The sequence below is a fragment of the Microcoleus sp. F10-B2 genome (assembly GCF_036704965.1).
GTDB lineage: Bacteria > Cyanobacteriota > Cyanobacteriia > Cyanobacteriales > Microcoleaceae > Microcoleus.
Window position 1 is genome coordinate 49,220 of sequence record NZ_JAUBTB010000023.1, and the last position, 19,397, is coordinate 68,616.

Here is a 19,397-nt window from a genome sequence, read left to right on the forward strand (position 1 = left end):
CCACAGATTAAGTAAAAAACCCGGTTTCTTGGGTATTGACGATCGACCCGCGCCGACTTTATTTAGACTGTTGAGAAGCTTCGGGACTTACAATTAACAATTGATCGCCGGATTGACTTTGTTGAATAGCCATCACTGGCGGTCGAACTTTCGGGTCTTTTTGCTGTTCTTTTGTTAAAGCCGGAAACAGATAAATCCAGTTTCCTCTCTCCAAAAGCAACCGCCAAATTCTAGGTTCTTTGGGATTATTGATATCAGTATAATCTCTTTTGCTCAAATCAGCAAATAAACCTGCATCGCCGATCGCCTTAAATCCTTTGGGGTCTAGTCGGAGTGTTGGATCGTCGAGTTTTCTGCCTAAAGCAATGTTGTCTTGCTTGGCGATTAAGGCAACGGCGGGTAAAGACGAATTTTCCCCGGCATCGCGTCGGGCATCGGCAATACCTTGGTGGTATGCTGACCAAAACAACACTAGCAATACCCAACCGACGATGATAATTTCGTCAACGAGCGATCGCAATAATTTGATTGAGTTATATCTATTGATATTAAATCGCTGCCAAGATTTCAGGAAGCGATGAAGCAACCCTAATCTTCTTCTGCGAGCAGAGAAACGCCAACGTCTAGCTCTGCGATTAATTTTAGCAGCAACTGTCTTGTTTATACTATTAACCAGCCACAAACTGAGGTAAATCGCCAGGGCTGTCAGCAGAAGGGCGATCGCACTTTTGACGATTGTCTGGCCATCACCTAAAAACACCTGAAGCGGTACTAGGAAAAACGATTCCACTGGTAAATCGAGGGTAATTACATTTAGCTGAAAGCAGGAAAAATAAGACCAGCGATAAATCCAGCCGGTGAAAAACAGGGCGGCACCAAGCAAGCCAACAACACTGGCAAAGTTGCCTAAAATATTCGATTCGGGAGTAGGTTGGGGAGAAGCGGTCACGGAATCACCTTCAAGGGATGTGGAGTACAATTTTAGGACAGTAGCACGGGTAACGCTTATCCTTGAAGGGGGTCTAGGGGACGATGAAACGCAGAACACTTTCTTTTCTAGTTGTAGCACTTTTTACGGTAACAGCGGGTATGGCTGCACAAGTTAATGCGGCCAGTCAGGAAGTCCAGAAACAGAATTTGCCATCCGTACAAGCACAGGCTAACGCTAGTCAGCCGATACCCGTAGCGTTGCCGACGCAAGCGGAAATTGTGATGAAAGGGGGCGGAAAAAGAGACGGTCGAGTTGTGCAGATTGACGAGAAAGTGCAACAATTATGGATACAGCTAGGACAAGAAAAGCGATCGATCCCGTTGGGTCAAATTGATAAAATCGTGTTTTCCAAAAGTGCGGTAGTTTATCGCAGTAATGGGGTGCAACTTATTCGGGGCGAGCTCCCGCCAGCCACTAGCACTCAAGCCAAATGGAATGGCATTCCCATAAGTGCTTTTGAGCTGAAAGATGCTGTTAAAGGTCAAGCTGTGGTGAAATTGGGGCCGCCTGTCGTGAATCGGGCGCAATTGCGGGGGATTTTGGGAGTATCGAAAGACCGGCAATTTTTCGTGGATGAAATGCAATTTGATGTGCAGAAAAAGACGATGACAATTGCAGCGACTCCGTATTGAGTCCGTCGGGAGGTCAGAAACCGGGTTTTTTTACGAAAATATTTCGTGCAGCGCGCAGATTCCGTAAAAAACCCGGTTTCTTTGGTCGGAGTGTGTAAACCCTGTAGAATTAAAATACAAACTCTCTTTACTAAAACCGATGGAAACCATCAATATCAAAGAAGAAGCCCGCAGCTTAATTGATAAGTTGCCTGAAAACTTTACCTGGTCTGACCTAATAGCCGCAATTTATCTCAGACAAAGGATGCAATCTCAACCAATTCACATTCAAGGCATCAAACCAGAAATTGAACCAGAAACTTTAGATAAAGTTGCAGAAGCTTCGCCTAAACGCAGCAGATTTGGGAGCGAACGAGGACTAATTACAACTTCTGATGAATTTGAGGAGCCACTGGAGTTGTTGCCATCGCCGCTGGTCGATCGCCTGCTTGAAAAAGCTAAGGAATTGACTAACTTACCAACCGAACTAGCTGGAATTATTGCCAGAATCGAGAAAGAACGGCATATCGATCGACCTCAGAATTTTTGGGAAGCGCTTCAAAAGTTTCGTCAAGAAAACAATTTAGAAGAAGAAGGAATTGAGCCTGAAGTTTTTGAGGGAGTCAGAGATTTATCACCAGGGCGCGAGGTTATTTTGTGAGTTTGCGATTTTTATTAGATACTAACGTACTTTCAGAACCGATTCGACCAATACCAAATCAAAATGTAGTGGAAATGTTAGAGCGGCACAAACAGGAAATTGCGACAGCAACTGTCGTATTTCATGAACTTCTTTTCGGGTGTAAACGACTTTCTGAATCAAAAAAACGTCGAAACCTAGAAAAGTATCTCAACGAGGTGGTTAAACCTCAAATTCCTATGCTGTCTTATGATGTTAATGCTGCCCTTTGGCACGGGACAGAAAGAGCGCGTTTAGCTAGTATTGGCAAGACACCTTCATTTGCAGATAGTCAAATTGCGGCAATTGCTAAAGTTAACGACTTGATACTTGTAACGAATAATGTGTCTGATTTTGCAGATTCTTTAGATTTAAAAATAGAAAATTGGTATGTCTAAATATCGCTGGATCATCGCACAAGCAATGGTGGAAGGGATACCGATATTGAGTAAAAATTCTGCGTTTGATGCCTATCCTATTAATCAAATTTGGTGAATTATAAAAATGATGAAACGATTTATCAGCAGTGTTTTGGTTTTGGGTGCGTGTCTGACTCCTCTGACTGTGCCGATGATGGTTCAGCCGAGTTGGGCGCAAAGTCAAGATTCACGAGATGAAGAAATAGAGACACTTATACAGCAAGCAGTACAACAGCAACAACAAGAAAACCACCGACAAGCGATCGAAACGTTTCAGCAAATTCTAGCCATTGCACGACAACTTCAAAACCCAGAAAATGAAGCATTGGCTCTTTTAGGACTAGGTATAAACTATGATAAGATTGGTCAGCCCCAGCCAGCATTAGAGTATTGTAACCAAGCACTTGTCATTTATCAAAAAGTGGGCAATCGTAGTTGGGAATCTATTACTTTGAATTATATTGGTAGAGTTTACGACAACATCTCTCAACCGCAAGAAGCATTAAAATACTATAACCAAGCTTTACCAATTATGCGTGAAGTTGGCGATCGCGTGTGGGAAGCTGCTAATTTGAATAATATTGCTTCAGTCTACAAAAGACTCTCTCAACCACAAGAAGCATTGAAATACTATAACCAAGCTTTACCAATTATGCAGGGACTGGGCAATCGCTCTGGAGAAGCTACTACTGTAAATAATATCGGTGCAGTTTACGAAAGCATTTCTCAACCACAAGAGGCATTGAAATACTATAACCAAGCTTTGCCACTTATGCGGGAAATCGGCGATCGATATGGTGTTGCTGGTATTTTGAATAATATCGGTGTAGTTTACGAAAGCATTTCTCAACCACAAGAGGCATTAAAATACTATAACCAAGCTTTACCAATTATGCAGGAAATCGGCAATCGCGCTGGAGAAGCTACTACTTTGAATAATATCGGTGCAGTTTACAAAAGCATTTCTCAACCACAAGAGGCATTGAAATACTATAACCAAGCTTTGCCAATTAGCCGGAAAGTTGGCGATCGTGCGGGGGAAGCTGCTAATTTGAATAATATTGGTTCAGTCTACCATCGCATTTCCCAACCCCAAGAGGCATTGACATACTATAACCAAGCTTTACCCATTATCCGGGAAGTGGGTGATCCCAGAGGAGAAGCTGCTACTTTGAATAATATTGGTTCAGTCTACGATAGCATTTCCCAACCCCAAGAGGCATTGACATACTTTAACCAAGCTTTGCCAATTATGCGTGAAGTGGGCAATCGAGCAGGCGTTGCTGCTACTTTGAATAATATTGGTTTGGTCTACGATAACATTTCCCAACCGCAAGAAGCATTGAAATACTATAACCAAGCTTTACCAATTATGCGTGAAGTTAGCAATTTAGCAGGCGTTGCTACTACTTTGAATAATATTGGTTCAGTCTACCACAGCATTTCTCAACCGCAAGAAGCATTGAAATACTATAACCAAGCTTTACTAATTACGCAGTCAGTGGGCTATCGCTCTGGGGAAGCTACTACTTTGACTAATATCGGTTCAGTCTACAACACCATTTCTCAACCACAAGAGGCATTGAAATACTTTAACCAAGCTTTACCAATTAGGCGGGAAGTAGGCGATCGCTCTGGGGAAGCTGCTACTTTGAGTAATATTGGTGTCGTTTACCGAGATACTAAGCAACCGACTCAATCCATCGAAAAATTGGAGCAATCCCTCAATATTACCCTAGAAATGCGGAGTGGTTTACAGCGAGAAAATCGTCAAAAGTTTTTAGAAGGTGAAAGAGGAAGCGCCGTTGCACTTGTTGATATCCTCATCGACCAAAACCAACCCGATCGCGCTTTTCAATGGGTCAACATCGCCACCACAGCCGATCTCGCCGACTACACCCGCCTCATCAACGCCAAAGTCGCAAACCCCGAAGCACAAAAAGCAATAGACGAGTGGAATCAAAAAAATCAACAACTGCAATACCTCCGCCGCCAACTCCAAGACAAATTCTCAGAAAATCTCTCCCGACAAATGCGCGACTTAGAAACACAAGTCAACCGCCAAGCAGAACAAATCTCCCGCAGTTTCCCAGAAGTCGCCGAACTATTTGAAACCACACCCAAAGACATCGCCCAACTGAAAGCAAGTATCGCAGCAGATACCGTAGTCATTCAACCCGTCTTGCTGACAAATATCAAAAATGTTCCCAATACGATCGCCCTATTTGTCTTGACAAAAGATAGTTTAAGTGTTAAAATAATTCCTATAAACCCCGCAGAATTCGACAAACTCCTCACTCAATACCGCGAACAACTGCAAAATACTGGCGACCCCAACGTCACCGTAACTGGCAGCAAACTCTACGACATCCTCATCCGGCCAGTAGAAGACCAAATCAAGGCATTCTCCCCCAAACAATTGAGCATCATCGCTACGGGAAAACTGCGCTACATCCCCTTTGAAACCCTGTATGACGAACAAACCGATGAATTCCTCATCCAGAAATATCCCGTCAACAATCTCACCCGCATTTCAACCAGGTCAATTCCCGCTTCCACATTACAAGGCGGCATCTTAGCATTAGGAAATCCCGTCCCCCGCAATCCGCAAAATCTACCCGGAAGCGAAGCCGAAGTTAAAAATATCGCTCAATTATTGCCCGGAAGTTCCGCCTATATCGGCAATGCCGCCACCCTCGATCAATTCAAAACCCAAGCCTCCCGATTTCCCTTTTTGCACCTAGCAACTCACGGCTGTTTCCAACAGGGAGGCTGTCAACAATTGGGCATGGAGGAAAATACACTGCTATTTGCTGACAGCCAATTCAATATTCGCGATGCCGCCTTATTAGGATTGCAAAACACCAGACTCCTCACCTTAAGCGCGTGTCAAACTGCTATGCAAGCCAATTCTAACGGTGAAGAAATATCGGGAGTTGCTTATGTATTTGAGCGTGCGGGTGCACAAGCTGTGATGGCGAGTTTGTGGAGTGTTGATGATTCAGCTACTAAAGATTTAATGGTTCAATTTTATCAAAATATCAATAAAGGGATGAGTAAAAATGAAGCTTTGCGGCAAGCTAAGTTGAGTCAAATCCAGCGGCATCCGTTTTATTGGTCGCCGTTTATTTTAATTGGCGATGCGCGGTAGGATGGGTAGTAGATTGTTGTCAACAACCAGGTCAAATCCGCAGTCCGGCGGGGATTAAAACTGATCCCCCCTAGCCCCCCTTAAGAAGGGGGGGACAAGAGCATTCAAAGTCCCCTTTCTTAAGGGATAAGAGCATTCAAAGTCCCCCTTCTTAAGGGGGATTTAGGGGGATCTAGACTTCGATATAAACGAGAGATACAGAATAAATACTGTTGTCCCCCGATCGCACATTTCCAGCTAAACTCTCCCCCACAAAGCCAACCCGCCACCTCTTCCCCTAGCCGCAATTATCCCATCTTCTACCAGAAAATATGCAAAAAATGCCTGCTTCCCCACACTCAAACTAAAAAATTCCGCCTCCCGCGCTTCTCCACCGCGAATAAATCCTTGATACACAGTTTTACCCAACAATTTCACCGTAATTCTGGTAAAATCAAAAGCTAAAATATTTTTATTAACCAAAAACTTAGTCGGCCCGGAAAGAGTTAGTACGATCGCCCCAACTTGCACCGAATTTTCCACCCTGCCGGTTTCGCTAGGCGCTTCCCCTTCAACAACAGGTTCCGCCAAATAAGCAATTTGAATTTTCGCAATCCACTCAGGGATATAACGTCCCGCACCCAAGACAATTCCCGCTTTTTGTCGAGTCTTTTTGGTGCCGGTGATAAAGCAGAGTTGCCAGTTGCCGATTAATTGCTCGAAGGAATAGCGAGTTTTAGTTTTTTTCGCGCTTTTCTCAGCTTCTAGGAGGGCGGCAACTACGGCGTTGGAAGATGGTTTAGAATTAGATTTAGCGGCTTGTTCGAGAATAGATATATTTTCCATTTAATATACAAACCAGTTTTATTGTTGGTAACAGAGATAATATTAGCTGATGTAGCGGAGAAAAACATGGTTGCGATCGCCCCCACAGACACAGAAATCATCGTCATCGGCAGCGGAATAGGCGGCTTGACTTGCGCTGCAATGCTCGCCCGCTATGGCTTTGACGTGATTGTCTGCGAAAGCCATTCGATCGCGGGCGGGGCCGCACACGGTTTTGAACGCGACGGATTTAGCTTCGACTCCGGGCCCTCCCTGTACTCAGGATTATCCTACAGCCCGTCGGCCAATCCCCTGCGGCAAGTTTTGGATGCGATCGGCGAAAAACTCCCCTGCATCACCTACGATACCTGGGGTTGCTGTTTGCCAGAAGGCGATTTCGACACATCCGTCGGTGCGAGTCAATTTGCCGAAGTGCTCGCACAACTGCGCGGCGCCGCAGCAGTCGCCGAATGGCGGCAACTCCAGCGCATCATGGAACCCTACGCCAAAGCTGCCACAGCCTTGCCCTCCCTGGCTTTGCGCTTCGATTTGGGCGCTGTTTTTACCCTCGGCAAATTTGCGCCGGCTTTCCTGCAAAGTGCTGGCGACGCGATCGCACTTGCAGGCCCTTTCAGCAAAATAATGGACAAAAATGTCAAAGATCCCTTTGTCCGAAATTGGCTGAATTTGTTGTGTTTCCTGCTGTCTGGACTTCCTGCAGACGGCACGATCGCAGCCGAAGTCGCTTTCATGTTCGCCGACTGGTATCGCCCCAATGCAGTTTTGGACTATCCGACCGGCGGTAGTGCAGCTTTGGTAAACGCCCTGGTACGCGGTTTAGAGCGCCACGGAGGGCAGTTGCTGCTAAATTCCCACGTTGCAGAAGTTTTGGTGGAAAACAACCGGGCTGCGGGCGTGCGGCTGCGTGCGGGCAAAATTATTCGATCGCACAAAGCCGTCGTCTCCAACGCTTCCGTTTGGGATACGCTGAAACTGTTACCTGAAACCTCAGTCCCCCAAAGGTTTCGGCAACAGCGACAGGCGACGCCCGAGTGCGACAGCTTCATGCACCTGCATCTGGGAATTGATGCAGCCGGAGTGCGATCGGACTTGGCTTGTCACTACATCTTCGTCAAAGACTGGGAAATGGGCGTTTCGGCCCCTCAGAACGTCGTTCTCGTCTCGATTCCCTCCCTCCTCGACCCCCACCTAGCGCCTCCGGGAAAGCACGTCATTCACGCATATACGCCCGGAAACGAGCCTTACGATTTGTGGCAAAAGCTCGTGAAGCGAAGCTATCCCGTAGGGAATCGCACCAGCGAAGAGTACAAGCTGCAAAAACAAGCGCGCGCCGAGGTAATGTGGGAAGCCTTAGAGAGAATTATCCCCGATATTCGATCGCGCTGCGAAGTCACCTTAGTCGGGACACCCCTCACCCACGAACGGTTTTTGCGCCGCCATCGCGGTTCCTACGGGCCCGGAATTCGGGCTGGTAGCGGCTTGTTTCCCGGACCGACAACACCTTTAGCGGGGCTGTTTTGCTGCGGAGATTCGACATTTCCGGGAATTGGTTTGCCGGCTGTTGCTGCTAGCGGGGCGATCGCAGCCAATACGATCGCACCTTTGTACAAACATTTGCAATTGATTCGGGAAGTTATTAGTTAGTTGTTATATCGATTCCGGTTGCACCGTCCGTGCTTGTTGACTAATGACTAATGACTAATGACTAATGATATCATTTCGGCGCAGCCGGAATTGATATTATTAGATATCTGCCATAATTCTTGTGGAACAGTTACCCTGCCTGTTCAAAACCTGCTTTTTAGGAGATGTCTATTAGTTATTTGTTATTTGTTAACGAAATTATGGAAGAGCTTTCCTAGGGAAGGACGGAAAGCAAGAGTAAACAATAATTTTATATAATTAGTAAAATGTGACCGATATCTGTCAGCATAGAAATAGATAGTTCGATCGCCCTGAGAATACCGTGCAACCCGTAGACTTTACAACTTTAACCGCAGCTTGCAGCGAACTGCGAGCCCAATGGCTGCCAGCGCGCTTAGAACAAGTCTACCAGCGCGATCGCTTCACCGTGTCCCTGGCCCTCCGCACCATGAAAGGGCGCGGCTGGATAGACCTTTCCTGGCATCCTGTGGCCGCCCGCATCTGCGTCGGCGACCCCCCGCCCCGCATTCCCGACACCTTCACCTTCAGCGAACAACTGCGGCACCAACTCAGCGGTTTAGCCTTAGTTTCCATCGCCCCCGTTGCATCCTGGGAAAGAGTCATCGACTTGCAATTCGCCAAACGCCCCGGAGAACCAGCCCTCTGGCACCTCTACGCCGAAATCATGGGCAAGTACAGCAACGTCATCCTCACTGCCCAAGACAACCTCGTTGTCACCTGCGCCCACCAAGTCAGCGCCAAACAGTCCACCGTCCGCCCCATCCAAACCGGGCAACCCTACGAAATGCCCCCGTCTTTGACCGATGCAGTGCCGAGTCTGAGCGAATCTCAAAACCGCTGGCAATCGCGAATTAGCCTGGTTCCTGGGCAATTAAAGGGCAATCTGTTGAAGAATTACCGAGGGATGAGTAAATCCTTAGTTTTGTCAATGATTCGATCGGCTTCCTTAGACCCCGAACAATCCACCGACAGCCTCAATCCCGACCAATGGCAGCAACTATTCCAGCGCTGGCTATACTGGCTGCAATGCCTAGAAAACTCGAAATTTCACCCGAGTTTTACCCCCGAAGGCTACACCGTCATCGATTGGCCCGCACCAGAAAATCACAATGTAGGGGCGATGCCCCCGTGTCCGCCCTCTGATTCTTCCATCTCTTCCGTTCAAGAAATACTTAACAGCTACTACACAGGGGAAATCAATCAAGAAGTATTCGCCCAACTGCGGCATCAGCTTACCCAAAAACTCAACAACGTCCTGGCAAAACTGCGCCTCAAAGCCAACACATTTAAAGAACGCTTGCAGCAATCGGCAGACGCCGACACCCACAAATCCCAAGCCGACTTGCTGATGGCAAACTTGCAGCATTGGGAACCGGGAATGAAATCAATTTCTCTCCCCGACTTTGAAACCGAAAAACCAGTTATCATTCCCCTAAACCCGGAAAAAAACGCCGTTCTAAACGCTCAAGCCCTCTACAAAAAACACCAAAAACTTAAAAGAGCTCGCATTGCAGTAGAACCTTTGTTAGCCGCCGTACAGGAAGAAATCGACTATTTAGAACAAGTTGAAGTCGCACTTTCGGTATTAGAAACCTACCGCAACACCCAAGATTTGCAAACCCTCGCTGAAATCCGCGAAGAACTGATCCAGCAAAAATATCTAGACGTACCAGATTACCGCAGTACCGACAAAAATGCTGCGATCGAATTTCACCGCTACCAAACCCCCAGCGGCTTTGAATTGTTAATCGGGCGCAACAACCGCCAAAACGACCAACTCACTTTTCGCACCGCCAACGACTACGACTTGTGGTTCCACACCCTAGAGATTCCCGGAAGTCACGCTTTGCTGCGTCTGAAACCCGGTACTGTGGCTGAAGAAACTGATTTGCAATTTGCGGCCGACATGACTGCTTACTACAGTCGCGCCCGCCACAGCGAACAAGTCCCCGTGGTTTATACAGAACCGAAATATGTATACAAGCCGAAAGGCGCGAAACCGGGTATGGTTGTATACAAGCAGGAGCGAATTGTCTGGGGCAGACCGCAGCAAGCTCCGGCTTGACTTATACAAAGTGAGTCAAGTGGTCGATCGGCAATCGAAACTTGTTTTTTAGGCAAAAGAATCGGTTTGGTAGCGATAAACCTACGCAGAAACCGGGTTTTTGAAGCCCGCTTTGATTATACAAAGTGACCGGGAGTGCGATCGTCCTAAAAATTAAAATGCGTCTGTAATGTAAAGTTTTATTACATAAAATTAAATTTTGTTGTTATAATACCCCTTAAGAGAGATGATATTTCTTTTAGAACCCTTTGCAAAGAAACGTGCAACTTGGGTTTCCTCACTGTGAGAAAAACACTGTGGGAACACAACGGATTTAACTATTTCTGCAGACCAGCTTTTGCTAAAGCTGGTCGTTTCTGTTTAAAAATTAAACCCAAGCCCCCACCGATTTTAGATTGGCGATTTTAGATTTTAGATTAAAACCGCCAATCTAAAATCTAAAATCTAAAATCTAAAATCTAAAATCTAAAATCTAAAATCCCCAAGGCCCGCTCCTAGAAAGTAAACGTCGTTCTGATCACCCCAATCACCAAATCAGAATTATCCTTATTGTGGTCGGGAGCAGTCAGCCAAATCACACCAGGAGTGACAGAAATATTGTCGCTCAACTTAAACTGATAGAAACCTTCCACGTGCAGCGAAGTATCCTTATCTTCCGGCAAAGTCCGATTAGTAGAACTCGTCACCCGCGGCTCCATACCTACCAGAATCCCCGCCACATTTCCTTCTTTCAACAAATCGGGAAAAGCCAAAGTAACTGCCCAGTTCCAGATTTTTTGGTCTCCCCGCTGTACAGAACCGGTAGGAGTAGCCAAGTTGGATAAAATGCGCTGGTTGGTGTAACCCGCCCAACCGCCAATGGCAAATCTCCGGTTCAACCGCCACGAAGCTTGCGCCCCGTAGGAATTGCTAGAAACTGGCAGATTGCTATCGCTGTCGAGCCCGAAGGAACCGAGACGCACCGGAAAATTAGAAGCATTGCTGCCGGTACCGGTAACAAAGTTGTAGGAATTAACGTAAGTTAAACCTAAAGCCATGTTGTCGTTCGGTTTGAAAGTCAACTGAGCCAAACCGCCGTAAGAACCGTTGAACAAACCGTTACCCCGCGTCGGGTTCGCGGCGTTGCCGGCCAAATATCCCAAACTCAGTTCGAGTTTTTCCCCAAACTGATGCCGCAGAGCGATGCCAGAACCGCCAGTCAAATAGTAAATCGGATTGCGAGTACCGAAGTTAGAAAGAGCACCGCTGCCGCCGTCTCCGTCAAAGTAAGGGTTGACTGTGTTGGTAAAATCGTCAGCCGCGCCGGCGTTGGCTTCTAGAATTACAGTAGTGCTTTTGCCTAGAGGGAATTGGTAAAGCAGCGCATCTAAACCTACAGTATTGCTAGCCTCGCCAAAAGGCCCGGCATTAAACCGCAATTCCCCTTCAGCGGTTTTCGTATTATTAGTAGAAAACGAACCCAGATTCAAAACTTGCAGTCGAGTTCTCAGCAAATCTTCTCCAGAAAAACTGGTGTCAAAATTGAGACGAACCCTGCTGCCAAAAGCCGTCGTTTTATCAGCTTTCTCGCCGTTAGCATCCTCTCCTCCGGCGATACCCGTCAAAGCAAATATTACTTCGCCGTTGAGTTTAGTTGTAGTTGAAAACTGATTTGCTTCTAATTCAGAGGCGCGCGCTTCCAAAACATCGACTCGGCCGCGCAAAGTTGCCAATTCCGCCGCAAATTCTTCTTGCAACCTTTGCACAGAAGCCAAATCTTCTCGCGTCGCCAGATTTCTCGAACCGCCTTGAATCAGTTCGCTAACTTTATCCAAACACGCATTTAAACCGGCAGCAAACTCGTAGCGAGTCATGGCGCGGTTGCCTCGGAAAGTGCCGTCAGGATAGCCAGCTATACAACCGTAGCGCTCTACTAGGGATTGCAAAGCTTGAAAAGCCCAATCGGTGGGTCGAACGTCGGAAAGTTGCGAAACAGAAGTTACTTGGCCGGCCGCATCTTCGCTGCTGCTGTCTTCTGCGCTGTATTGGTTGATTTGTTCTAAAACATTCGACTGTGCTTGAGGTTGGGCATTTGGATCGGTCGATTGGGAAATTTGCTCGGGTTGCGCGACCGGTTTTTCTGCGTTTAAATTAGCGGGTGCAACGGCGGGTTGCGTTTCGCTTAAGTTTACGGGCGCGACTGCGGGGATTTGCTCTGCGACAGGTTGTTGGGCACTTAAGTTTGCGGGCGCGACTGCGGATTTGGTTTCGCTTAAATCTGCTGCAACTTCGTTTTCAGGTGCTTTTGCCTGTTCGGCAACTGGGGCGATGGGCTCGTTAGCCAAGCCCTCGTAGAGGTTCGCAGTTTCTTTTTCAATAGTCTCAACAGTCAAGTTGCTGGCTAGTGGGGCTGGTTCGGCTGTAACCGCTGCCGTCTCAGACTTGGCAGCCTCGGTTGCAGCACCGGGTAACTGCAATTGATGAGCTTGACCTGTCGCGGCAATTTCTACAGGTTGCTCTGCTGCTAGCGCCGTCGAAGATACGACTAAAGTTGCTGCCAATACAGCGGGACTAACTAAAAGTCCCTTCCACAAAAATTTCGACATTTTTTCCTCACACCACAATTGAGCCGATCGCCCGTTCTGCAGACTTAGGCGCTCGCAAATCACCTTCAGTATTCCGCCTAATAGTATTTCTTGTCAACAATCGGGGGAATCACTGCCGAAGAGTACAGTTTTGCTGTGGCTGATTTGACAAAAACTCTGTTTATTCCCAAAATCCTTGGTTTGACTCACATCTTGCACCATTCTCAAGAACAGGCTTTTCGGCCTGTGAAGCGAGAAAATTCAATCTTTGTGGAACAGGCCGAAAAGCCTGTTCCTAAACAAGTAATTGAGAATGGTGCAACATCTCAGTTTGAAGATACCTACCTAGAAACCCGGTTGATGGCTTGAAGGTGCGTCAGCGATCCCTCGGTAAGATTAATATTGACAGAACTGGCGCTAACAAATCGTTCGATCGGCTACATAACAAGTGAAAAAACTCAAATACGCCCTCGTGCACGAATGGTTGACGCCCTTAGCTACTGGCGGTTCAGAACTCGTAGTGCAGGAAATTCTCAAATACGTAGACGAGGCAGATGTCTATGCCCTCATCGACTTTGAATCGGCCAATCCCGAAAGCTATCTTTTCAAAAGACAGATTGGCACAACATTTTTGCAGCACTTTCCCGCAGCCCGCAGCGGTGTCCAAAAATATTTGCCATTTCTGCCGATCGCGATCGAACAACTAGATCTGCGAGAATACGACATCATCCTCTCATCATCCCACGCTGTCGCCAAAGGCATCCTCACCAGTCCCCAGCAAATGCACGTCTGCTACTGCCACACGCCCATGCGCTACGCTTGGGACTTAACTTTTGACTATTTGCGCAGCAGCAAAGCCGGACGGGGCATCCCGGGCCTGCTGACGCGATATTTGTTGCACCGACTGCGGCAGTGGGACGTAATTTCCGCCAATCGCGTTGATTATTTCATCGCTAACTCTCAACACACTGCGCGCCGAATTTGGCGGTGCTACCGGCGGCGGGCCCAGGTGATTTATCCGCCGGTAAATATCGAGCGATTTTCCTTGATGCGGCAAAAACAAGATTTTTACGTCACAGTTTGCCGGTTGGTAAGTTACAAAAACGTAAGTGCGATCGTCCAAGCATTCAATCAACTCGGGCATACTCTAATTGTCATCGGTACCGGGCCAGAATTAGAAATGATTCGGCTTCTCGCCAAACCTAACGTGCAAGTGCTCGGCTGGCAGCCGGCCGAAATAGTTGAAAAGTATATGGCAGAGGCGAAAGCCTTTGTCTATGCAGCTTGCGAAGATTTTGGCATAGCTTTGGTAGAGGCTCAAGCTTGCGGAACGCCGGTAATTTCCTATGCAGCAGGGGGCGCTTTGGAGACAGTGCTCGACATTCGCCAACACCCAGAGACTGGGACAGGTTTATTTTTTTCCTCCCAAACCGCAGCAGCATTAGTCGAAGCTGTCGAGGAATTTGAGCAGTTGCAAGGCAAATTTGAGCCAGAAATCTCCAGGTTGCGCGCTCAAGAGTTTGCCCCCGAAGTCTTTGGGCAGCGCTATCTAGCTTTTGTGGAACGCTGCTATCAGGAATTTCAATCCCGCGATTTTACCAAGTCTGGGACTTGAAGGTGGCAGAGCCCGAGAGCCCGAGAGTCAGGAAGTCGGAAAATTTTTCTTCTGCCTTTTGCATAAGTGCCTTCAGAAGCCCTCTGCATAAGTGCCTTGTGCCCTCTTCCTTCTGCTTTGAGAAGCCCTGTTTCTGCTTCCTTCTGCCTTCAGAAGCCTTCAACTTCCGTTGCATTGTGCCTTTTGAAGCCTTCTGAATGCAGAAAATTGAGTATTGGAAACATAATTGAGAGAACAAAGCGTCTTGAGGCTTTATGATCAGGACTGTGTGTGGTGTGAAGTGAAGGAGTAAGATGACTGCCGACAGCCAACTAATCTCCGGCAAGGTAATTCGAGCGATCGCGAGACGCGGTTTTGGGCCTGTCCTGCAAGGAGATAGACGCATAAGTCGTTCTCTACAGAGCCTCGACGGAGAATTTTTCAAGCGGTTATTTGACATCCTGTTTTCCTTATCGGTTCTGATCCTGTTTGCTCCGGTTTACCTGCTTTTGGCTCTCTCGATTGCCTTAAGCTCGTCCGGGCCTATTTTTTACGTACAGGAGCGAGTAGGCAAAAACCGTAAAATGTTTTATTGCCTTAAATTCAGAACGATGGTGGAAAATGCGGACGATATATTGCTGGAAATCATGGAAAAATCTCCGCATTTGCGTCAAGAGTTTGAGGACAATTTCAAGCTGAAACAAGACCCTCGGATTACCTGGATTGGAAGATTTTTACGAATGACCAGTTTAGACGAGTTTCCCCAGTTTTGGAATGTTTTAAAAGGAGATATGAGCGTCGTCGGACCCAGACCTTTAGTTGAAGAAGAACTGCCGAGATACGGCAATCACATCAACAAAATTCTCACCATAAGACCTGGAATTACAGGCTTGTGGCAAGTGTCCGGTCGCAACGACATTCCCTATCCCCGCCGAGTCCAAATCGACCTCTATTACGCTAATGACAAAAACCTGTGGATGGATATGTGGATTGTTTTCAAAACAATTGGAGTTGTGATTTTTCCCAAAAATAACGGCGCATACTAATTTTTGTCCGCAGTCAGCAATCGGTAGTTAGTTTTGTTTGTTACTGACCACTGATGCTGACTACTGACAGCAAGCGGCAAACTATTACCAAAACGAAACAGTTCCTTGATGCCGCTTGAAGAATTGTGAGTTAACGTAGAGCTTGAGAGTACGACCGGCAGGCAACAACAGCCTCTGCCCGGAAATTCCGAAGTGAATTAACACAGCCTGTCAAAGGAAAATCAGATGACGCAACGCAAGCGAGCGCTAATAACAGGTATTACAGGTCAAGACGGCTCCTACTTGAGCGAATTACTGTTAGAGAAAGGATATGAAGTTCACGGCATTATCCGGCGCAGTTCTAGTTTCAATACCGATCGAATTGACCACATCTATGTCGATCCTCACAGCGAGGGGGCGCGCCTGTTTCTACACTACGGCGACTTGACAGACGGCACCACTCTCCGCCGCATCTTGGAAGAAGTTCAGCCGGTAGAAATTTATAACTTAGGCGCTCAATCTCACGTTCGAGTCAGTTTTGACTCGCCGGAATATACGGTTGACACAGTAGGAATGGGAGTATTGCGCCTGCTAGAAGCAATTCGGGACTATCAGCGCCGCACCCGCATAGAAGTGCGGTTCTATCAAGCAGGTTCTTCGGAAATGTTTGGTTTGGTGCAGGAAGTTCCGCAGAAGGAAACAACTCCTTTTTATCCCAGAAGTCCTTACGCCTGCGCCAAAGTTTACGGTCACTGGCAAACAGTAAATTATCGCGAATCTTACGGACTTTTTGCCTGCAACGGCATCTTGTTCAATCACGAATCTCCCCGCCGCGGCGAAACTTTTGTAACTCGCAAAATTACTCGCGCCGTGGCCAGAATAGTCGCAGGCAAGCAGAAAAAACTTTACTTGGGCAATCTCGATGCCAAGCGCGACTGGGGCTATGCTAAAGACTACGTGCGGGCGATGTGGCTGATGCTGCAACAAGACAAGCCTGACGATTATGTCATTGCTACTAACGAGACCCATTCCATTAAGGAATTTCTCGATTTGGCTTTTACTTACGTCAATTTAGATTGGCAAAAATATGTGGAGTTTGACGAACGCTACTTGCGTCCGGCAGAAGTCGAACTGTTAATAGGCGATTCGACTAAAGCCCGCCAGCAATTAAATTGGGAACCTTCTGTAACTTTTCAGGAGTTGGTACATTTAATGGTAGATGCTGACATGAAAGCTTTAGACCAACAAGGTCGGGGTTCGGGCAACGGATTTGATTGAGCCGCTAAACAAAGCGGTCACTGGGAACAGTTTGTAGGGGTAGTACCCCGTGTCTACCCCCATTGGCGAAAGGCTGCCTCGCGCCGGGGATTGCCCCTACACAGAGTTCACAACTGATGAGAAAATTGTTAAAGCTATTAGCCCGCGATGGCATTCAAAGAACCAGCTTAATTGCTCGCAAAATTTTAGGCTGTGCGGACTAAGAAAAACATTAACATGATAGTTGAGGACTCGCTACTCATAAATCTAACTTTCGGGTGTGCACGGAGCAAATTGTCCTTATCTACTGCAGCTAAAACAGATTTGCGGGCAACCTCATCCTGTAGCTGAAAGCTTTTTTTGCTAAAGCAACAATTTTAGAATTGAAATTGTCGATCGACCCTTATTCAAAATCCCGAGGCTAAAATTATGACAAGCTTGGATTTAAGCAGCAAACGCATTCTAGTCACGGGCGGCGCAGGTTTCTTGGGCCGTCAGGTAATCGACCAGTTAGTGAAAGCAGGGGCCGATGCTGATAAAATTTCGGTGACTCGATCGATCGACTGCGACCTCCGCGTCATGGAAAACTGCAAGCGCGCCGCCGACAAACAAGATATCATCATTCACCTCGCCGCGCACGTCGGTGGCATCGGTTTAAACCAACTCAAACCCGCTGAATTATTTTACGACAATTTGATGATGGGCGCGCAACTAATCCACGCCGCCTACGAAGCAGGAGTCGAAAAATTTGTCTGCGTCGGCACCATTTGCGCTTATCCCAACTTCACCCCAGTTCCTTTCAAAGAAGACGACCTGTGGAACGGATATCCAGAGGTAACTAACGCACCTTACGGAATTGCCAAAAAAGCCTTATTAGTGCAACTGCAATCCTACCGCCAGCAGTACGGATTCAACGGTATCTACTTGCTACCAGTCAATCTGTACGGCCCGGAAGATAACTTTGACCCAAAAAGTTCCCACGTCATCCCCGCATTAATTCGCAAAGTCTACGAAGCCCAAGAAAGGGGAGACAAAACACTGCCTGTTTGGGGCGATGGCAGCCCTAGCCGCGAGTTTTTGTATTCCACAGATGCCGCCCGGGGAATTGTGATGGCAACCCAAGATTACAGTGAATCTGACCCGGTTAATTTGGGAACGAATAGCGAAGTTAAAATTCGTGATTTAGTGGAAACTATTTGCGAATTGATGGGATTTAAGGGAGAAATTGTTTGGGAAACAGACAAACCGAACGGTCAGCCGCGCCGCTGTTTGGATACCCAAAGGGCTAAGGAAAAGTTTGGTTTTGTGGCGGAGGTGCAGTTTAAGGAAGGGTTGAAAAATACGATTGATTGGTATCGACAACACGCCGCGTAAGTGTGAAAAACCCGGTTTCTTGAAGAAACCGGGTTTTTTTAGGAATAATACTAAATGCGGGTTAGAAACCTCATTTATAATAGTCGGCGGTGGCAACCTATCTTACACAAACCAGTCCGCCTTCTGGCACTAATAACGGCAGTCGCATTCCGCTGTATTACGCAGAAATTAAAATCATCAAAGGAACTAATAATTACCATGTGATCCCTCGCACAAAACCTCGCCGAACAAATCAATGATTGGGATTTTATCGAGTTGTGGGTAGATCCGATTGTTTTCCCGCCTCGAATTCTGATGTTAGTGGGTGGCAAAAATAGTAAGTGTTGTATTTACGAGCCATCGGCGAATTATAAACCGCTGTTTTTAAGTTCAAGTTACGATCAGGCTCACTCGTGGCTAGTGGAAGATGAATATGAGCGAGTTGATGGTAGGCTTTTAGCCTCGGAAATAGTTTGAATCAATAAAATGAGGGCGATCGCACCTCGGTTCAGGAAGGGCGATCGCACTTGGGGATGAGGTTATGGTAAACTCAATCGCAAGTTTCTTGTCTAATGACTTGATAAGTGTCATTAACGACGAAAGGAAGCGATTAGAGATCAATTTGTTAATACTGAGAGAATAGGTAATCCATCAGATGTCCAATTATCTACAATATTATCCACCAACCATGTTTGCTCAAATCCTTGAAATATTTGGTCAACATCCTGTTCTTTTGTGAGATTTTGGATAAACTCAAAAATTTGTTGACTCCTTTTTTCTGCAACTATCTCTAGTTGATGGTTAGGTATAGATGCAGCAAACGTTAAAACAAGGATAGAGCGATTCCAAATAGATGCACCAAGTCGATTAGTCAAAAGGCGTAGTGTTCGCTTTTCGTCTGGACGAAAACGTGTTTCGTTAAGCCTAGTCACATAGATGGTTGCATAAATGTGAGCTAAATTAACTTTAGCCCGTACTAAAGATAGGTAGGCTTCATCACAGGCTTCGTCATCCTCAGCTAATCCAGGTGTATCGATAAGAGACACATCGCCTAGAGGAGTTTTGTAAGCATAATGCTCAACAATTTTTGTACAAGCTTCATACTCAGAAGTCTCAGCAATGTAACTACCAAACGCCGCATTGATAAAACTTGATTTGCCAACACCTGTCCGTCCCACTAGCAGAAATTTACGCATAG

The 19,397-nt window shown here is 46.8% G+C and carries 16 protein-coding genes; 12 read left to right on the plus strand and 4 right to left on the minus strand.

Annotated features, from left to right (window positions below):
- Positions 1-58: 58 nt before the first annotated feature.
- A complete protein-coding gene (locus QUA99_RS11550; protein WP_333236809.1) occupies positions 59-949 on the minus strand; it encodes a hypothetical protein in 891 nt (296 codons plus the stop codon).
- Positions 950-1,032: 83 nt separating this feature from the next.
- Between QUA99_RS11550 and QUA99_RS11555 the strand changes: the two genes are divergently transcribed.
- The 4 genes from QUA99_RS11555 (at position 1,033) to QUA99_RS11570 (ending at position 5,851) form a co-directional block, all read left to right on the plus strand.
- A complete protein-coding gene (locus QUA99_RS11555) occupies positions 1,033-1,623 on the plus strand; it encodes a hypothetical protein (RefSeq protein WP_333236811.1) in 591 nt (196 codons plus the stop codon).
- 139 nt (positions 1,624-1,762) lie between these two features.
- A complete protein-coding gene (locus QUA99_RS11560; protein WP_333236812.1) occupies positions 1,763-2,263 on the plus strand; it encodes a hypothetical protein in 501 nt (166 codons plus the stop codon).
- Positions 2,260-2,679, plus strand: a complete 420-nt coding sequence (locus QUA99_RS11565) for a type II toxin-antitoxin system VapC family toxin (RefSeq protein WP_333236814.1) — start codon at positions 2,260-2,262, stop codon at positions 2,677-2,679. Before QUA99_RS11560 ends, QUA99_RS11565 begins: the two co-directional genes overlap by 4 nt.
- A gap of 106 nt (positions 2,680-2,785) precedes the next feature.
- Complete coding sequence (locus QUA99_RS11570; protein ID WP_333236815.1) at positions 2,786-5,851, plus strand: tetratricopeptide repeat protein; 3,066 nt, start codon at positions 2,786-2,788, stop codon at positions 5,849-5,851.
- 237 nt (positions 5,852-6,088) lie between these two features.
- On the opposite strand, the gene QUA99_RS11575 is transcribed toward QUA99_RS11570, so the two are convergent.
- Entirely contained in the window at positions 6,089-6,676 is a 588-nt protein-coding gene (locus tag QUA99_RS11575) for a hypothetical protein (RefSeq protein WP_333236817.1), read from the minus strand.
- A 66-nt stretch (positions 6,677-6,742) separates the two neighbouring features.
- On the opposite strand from QUA99_RS11575, the gene QUA99_RS11580 reads away from it, so the two are divergent.
- The gene (locus QUA99_RS11580; protein WP_333236868.1) at positions 6,743-8,320 is read left to right on the plus strand and encodes an NAD(P)/FAD-dependent oxidoreductase; all 1,578 of its coding nucleotides are present in this window, start codon (positions 6,743-6,745) and stop codon (positions 8,318-8,320) included.
- Between the two features lie 322 nt (positions 8,321-8,642).
- Positions 8,643-10,406, plus strand: a complete 1,764-nt coding sequence (locus QUA99_RS11585) for an NFACT RNA binding domain-containing protein (protein ID WP_333236819.1) — start codon at positions 8,643-8,645, stop codon at positions 10,404-10,406.
- 494 nt (positions 10,407-10,900) lie between these two features.
- Here QUA99_RS11585 and QUA99_RS11590 read toward each other — a convergent pair whose 3' ends face one another.
- Positions 10,901-12,991 (minus strand): iron uptake porin, encoded by a 2,091-nt coding sequence (locus QUA99_RS11590; protein ID WP_333236822.1) that lies wholly within the window; start codon positions 12,989-12,991, stop codon positions 10,901-10,903.
- Positions 12,992-13,081: 90 nt separating this feature from the next.
- Between QUA99_RS11590 and QUA99_RS11595 the strand changes: the two genes are divergently transcribed.
- From QUA99_RS11595 to QUA99_RS33105, 6 genes are all read left to right on the plus strand, one after another.
- The gene (locus QUA99_RS11595; protein WP_333236823.1) at positions 13,082-13,339 is read left to right on the plus strand and encodes a hypothetical protein; all 258 of its coding nucleotides are present in this window, start codon (positions 13,082-13,084) and stop codon (positions 13,337-13,339) included.
- A gap of 79 nt (positions 13,340-13,418) precedes the next feature.
- Entirely contained in the window at positions 13,419-14,585 is a 1,167-nt protein-coding gene (locus tag QUA99_RS11600) for a glycosyltransferase (protein ID WP_333236825.1), read from the plus strand.
- 293 nt (positions 14,586-14,878) lie between these two features.
- Positions 14,879-15,610, plus strand: a complete 732-nt coding sequence (locus QUA99_RS11605; RefSeq protein ID WP_333236827.1) for a sugar transferase — start codon at positions 14,879-14,881, stop codon at positions 15,608-15,610.
- A gap of 225 nt (positions 15,611-15,835) precedes the next feature.
- Positions 15,836-16,867, plus strand: a complete 1,032-nt coding sequence (gmd, locus tag QUA99_RS11610) for a GDP-mannose 4,6-dehydratase (protein ID WP_333236829.1) — start codon at positions 15,836-15,838, stop codon at positions 16,865-16,867.
- Between the two features lie 408 nt (positions 16,868-17,275).
- On the plus strand, positions 17,276-18,220 hold the full coding sequence (locus QUA99_RS11615; RefSeq protein ID WP_333236831.1) for a GDP-L-fucose synthase: 945 nt from the start codon (positions 17,276-17,278) through the stop codon (positions 18,218-18,220).
- 89 nt (positions 18,221-18,309) lie between these two features.
- Positions 18,310-18,459, plus strand: a complete 150-nt coding sequence (locus QUA99_RS33105; protein ID WP_445251000.1) for a DUF6972 family protein — start codon at positions 18,310-18,312, stop codon at positions 18,457-18,459.
- A gap of 357 nt (positions 18,460-18,816) precedes the next feature.
- Here QUA99_RS33105 and QUA99_RS11620 read toward each other — a convergent pair whose 3' ends face one another.
- Entirely contained in the window at positions 18,817-19,395 is a 579-nt protein-coding gene (locus QUA99_RS11620) for a GTPase (protein ID WP_333236833.1), read from the minus strand.
- Positions 19,396-19,397: the final 2 nt, after the last annotated feature.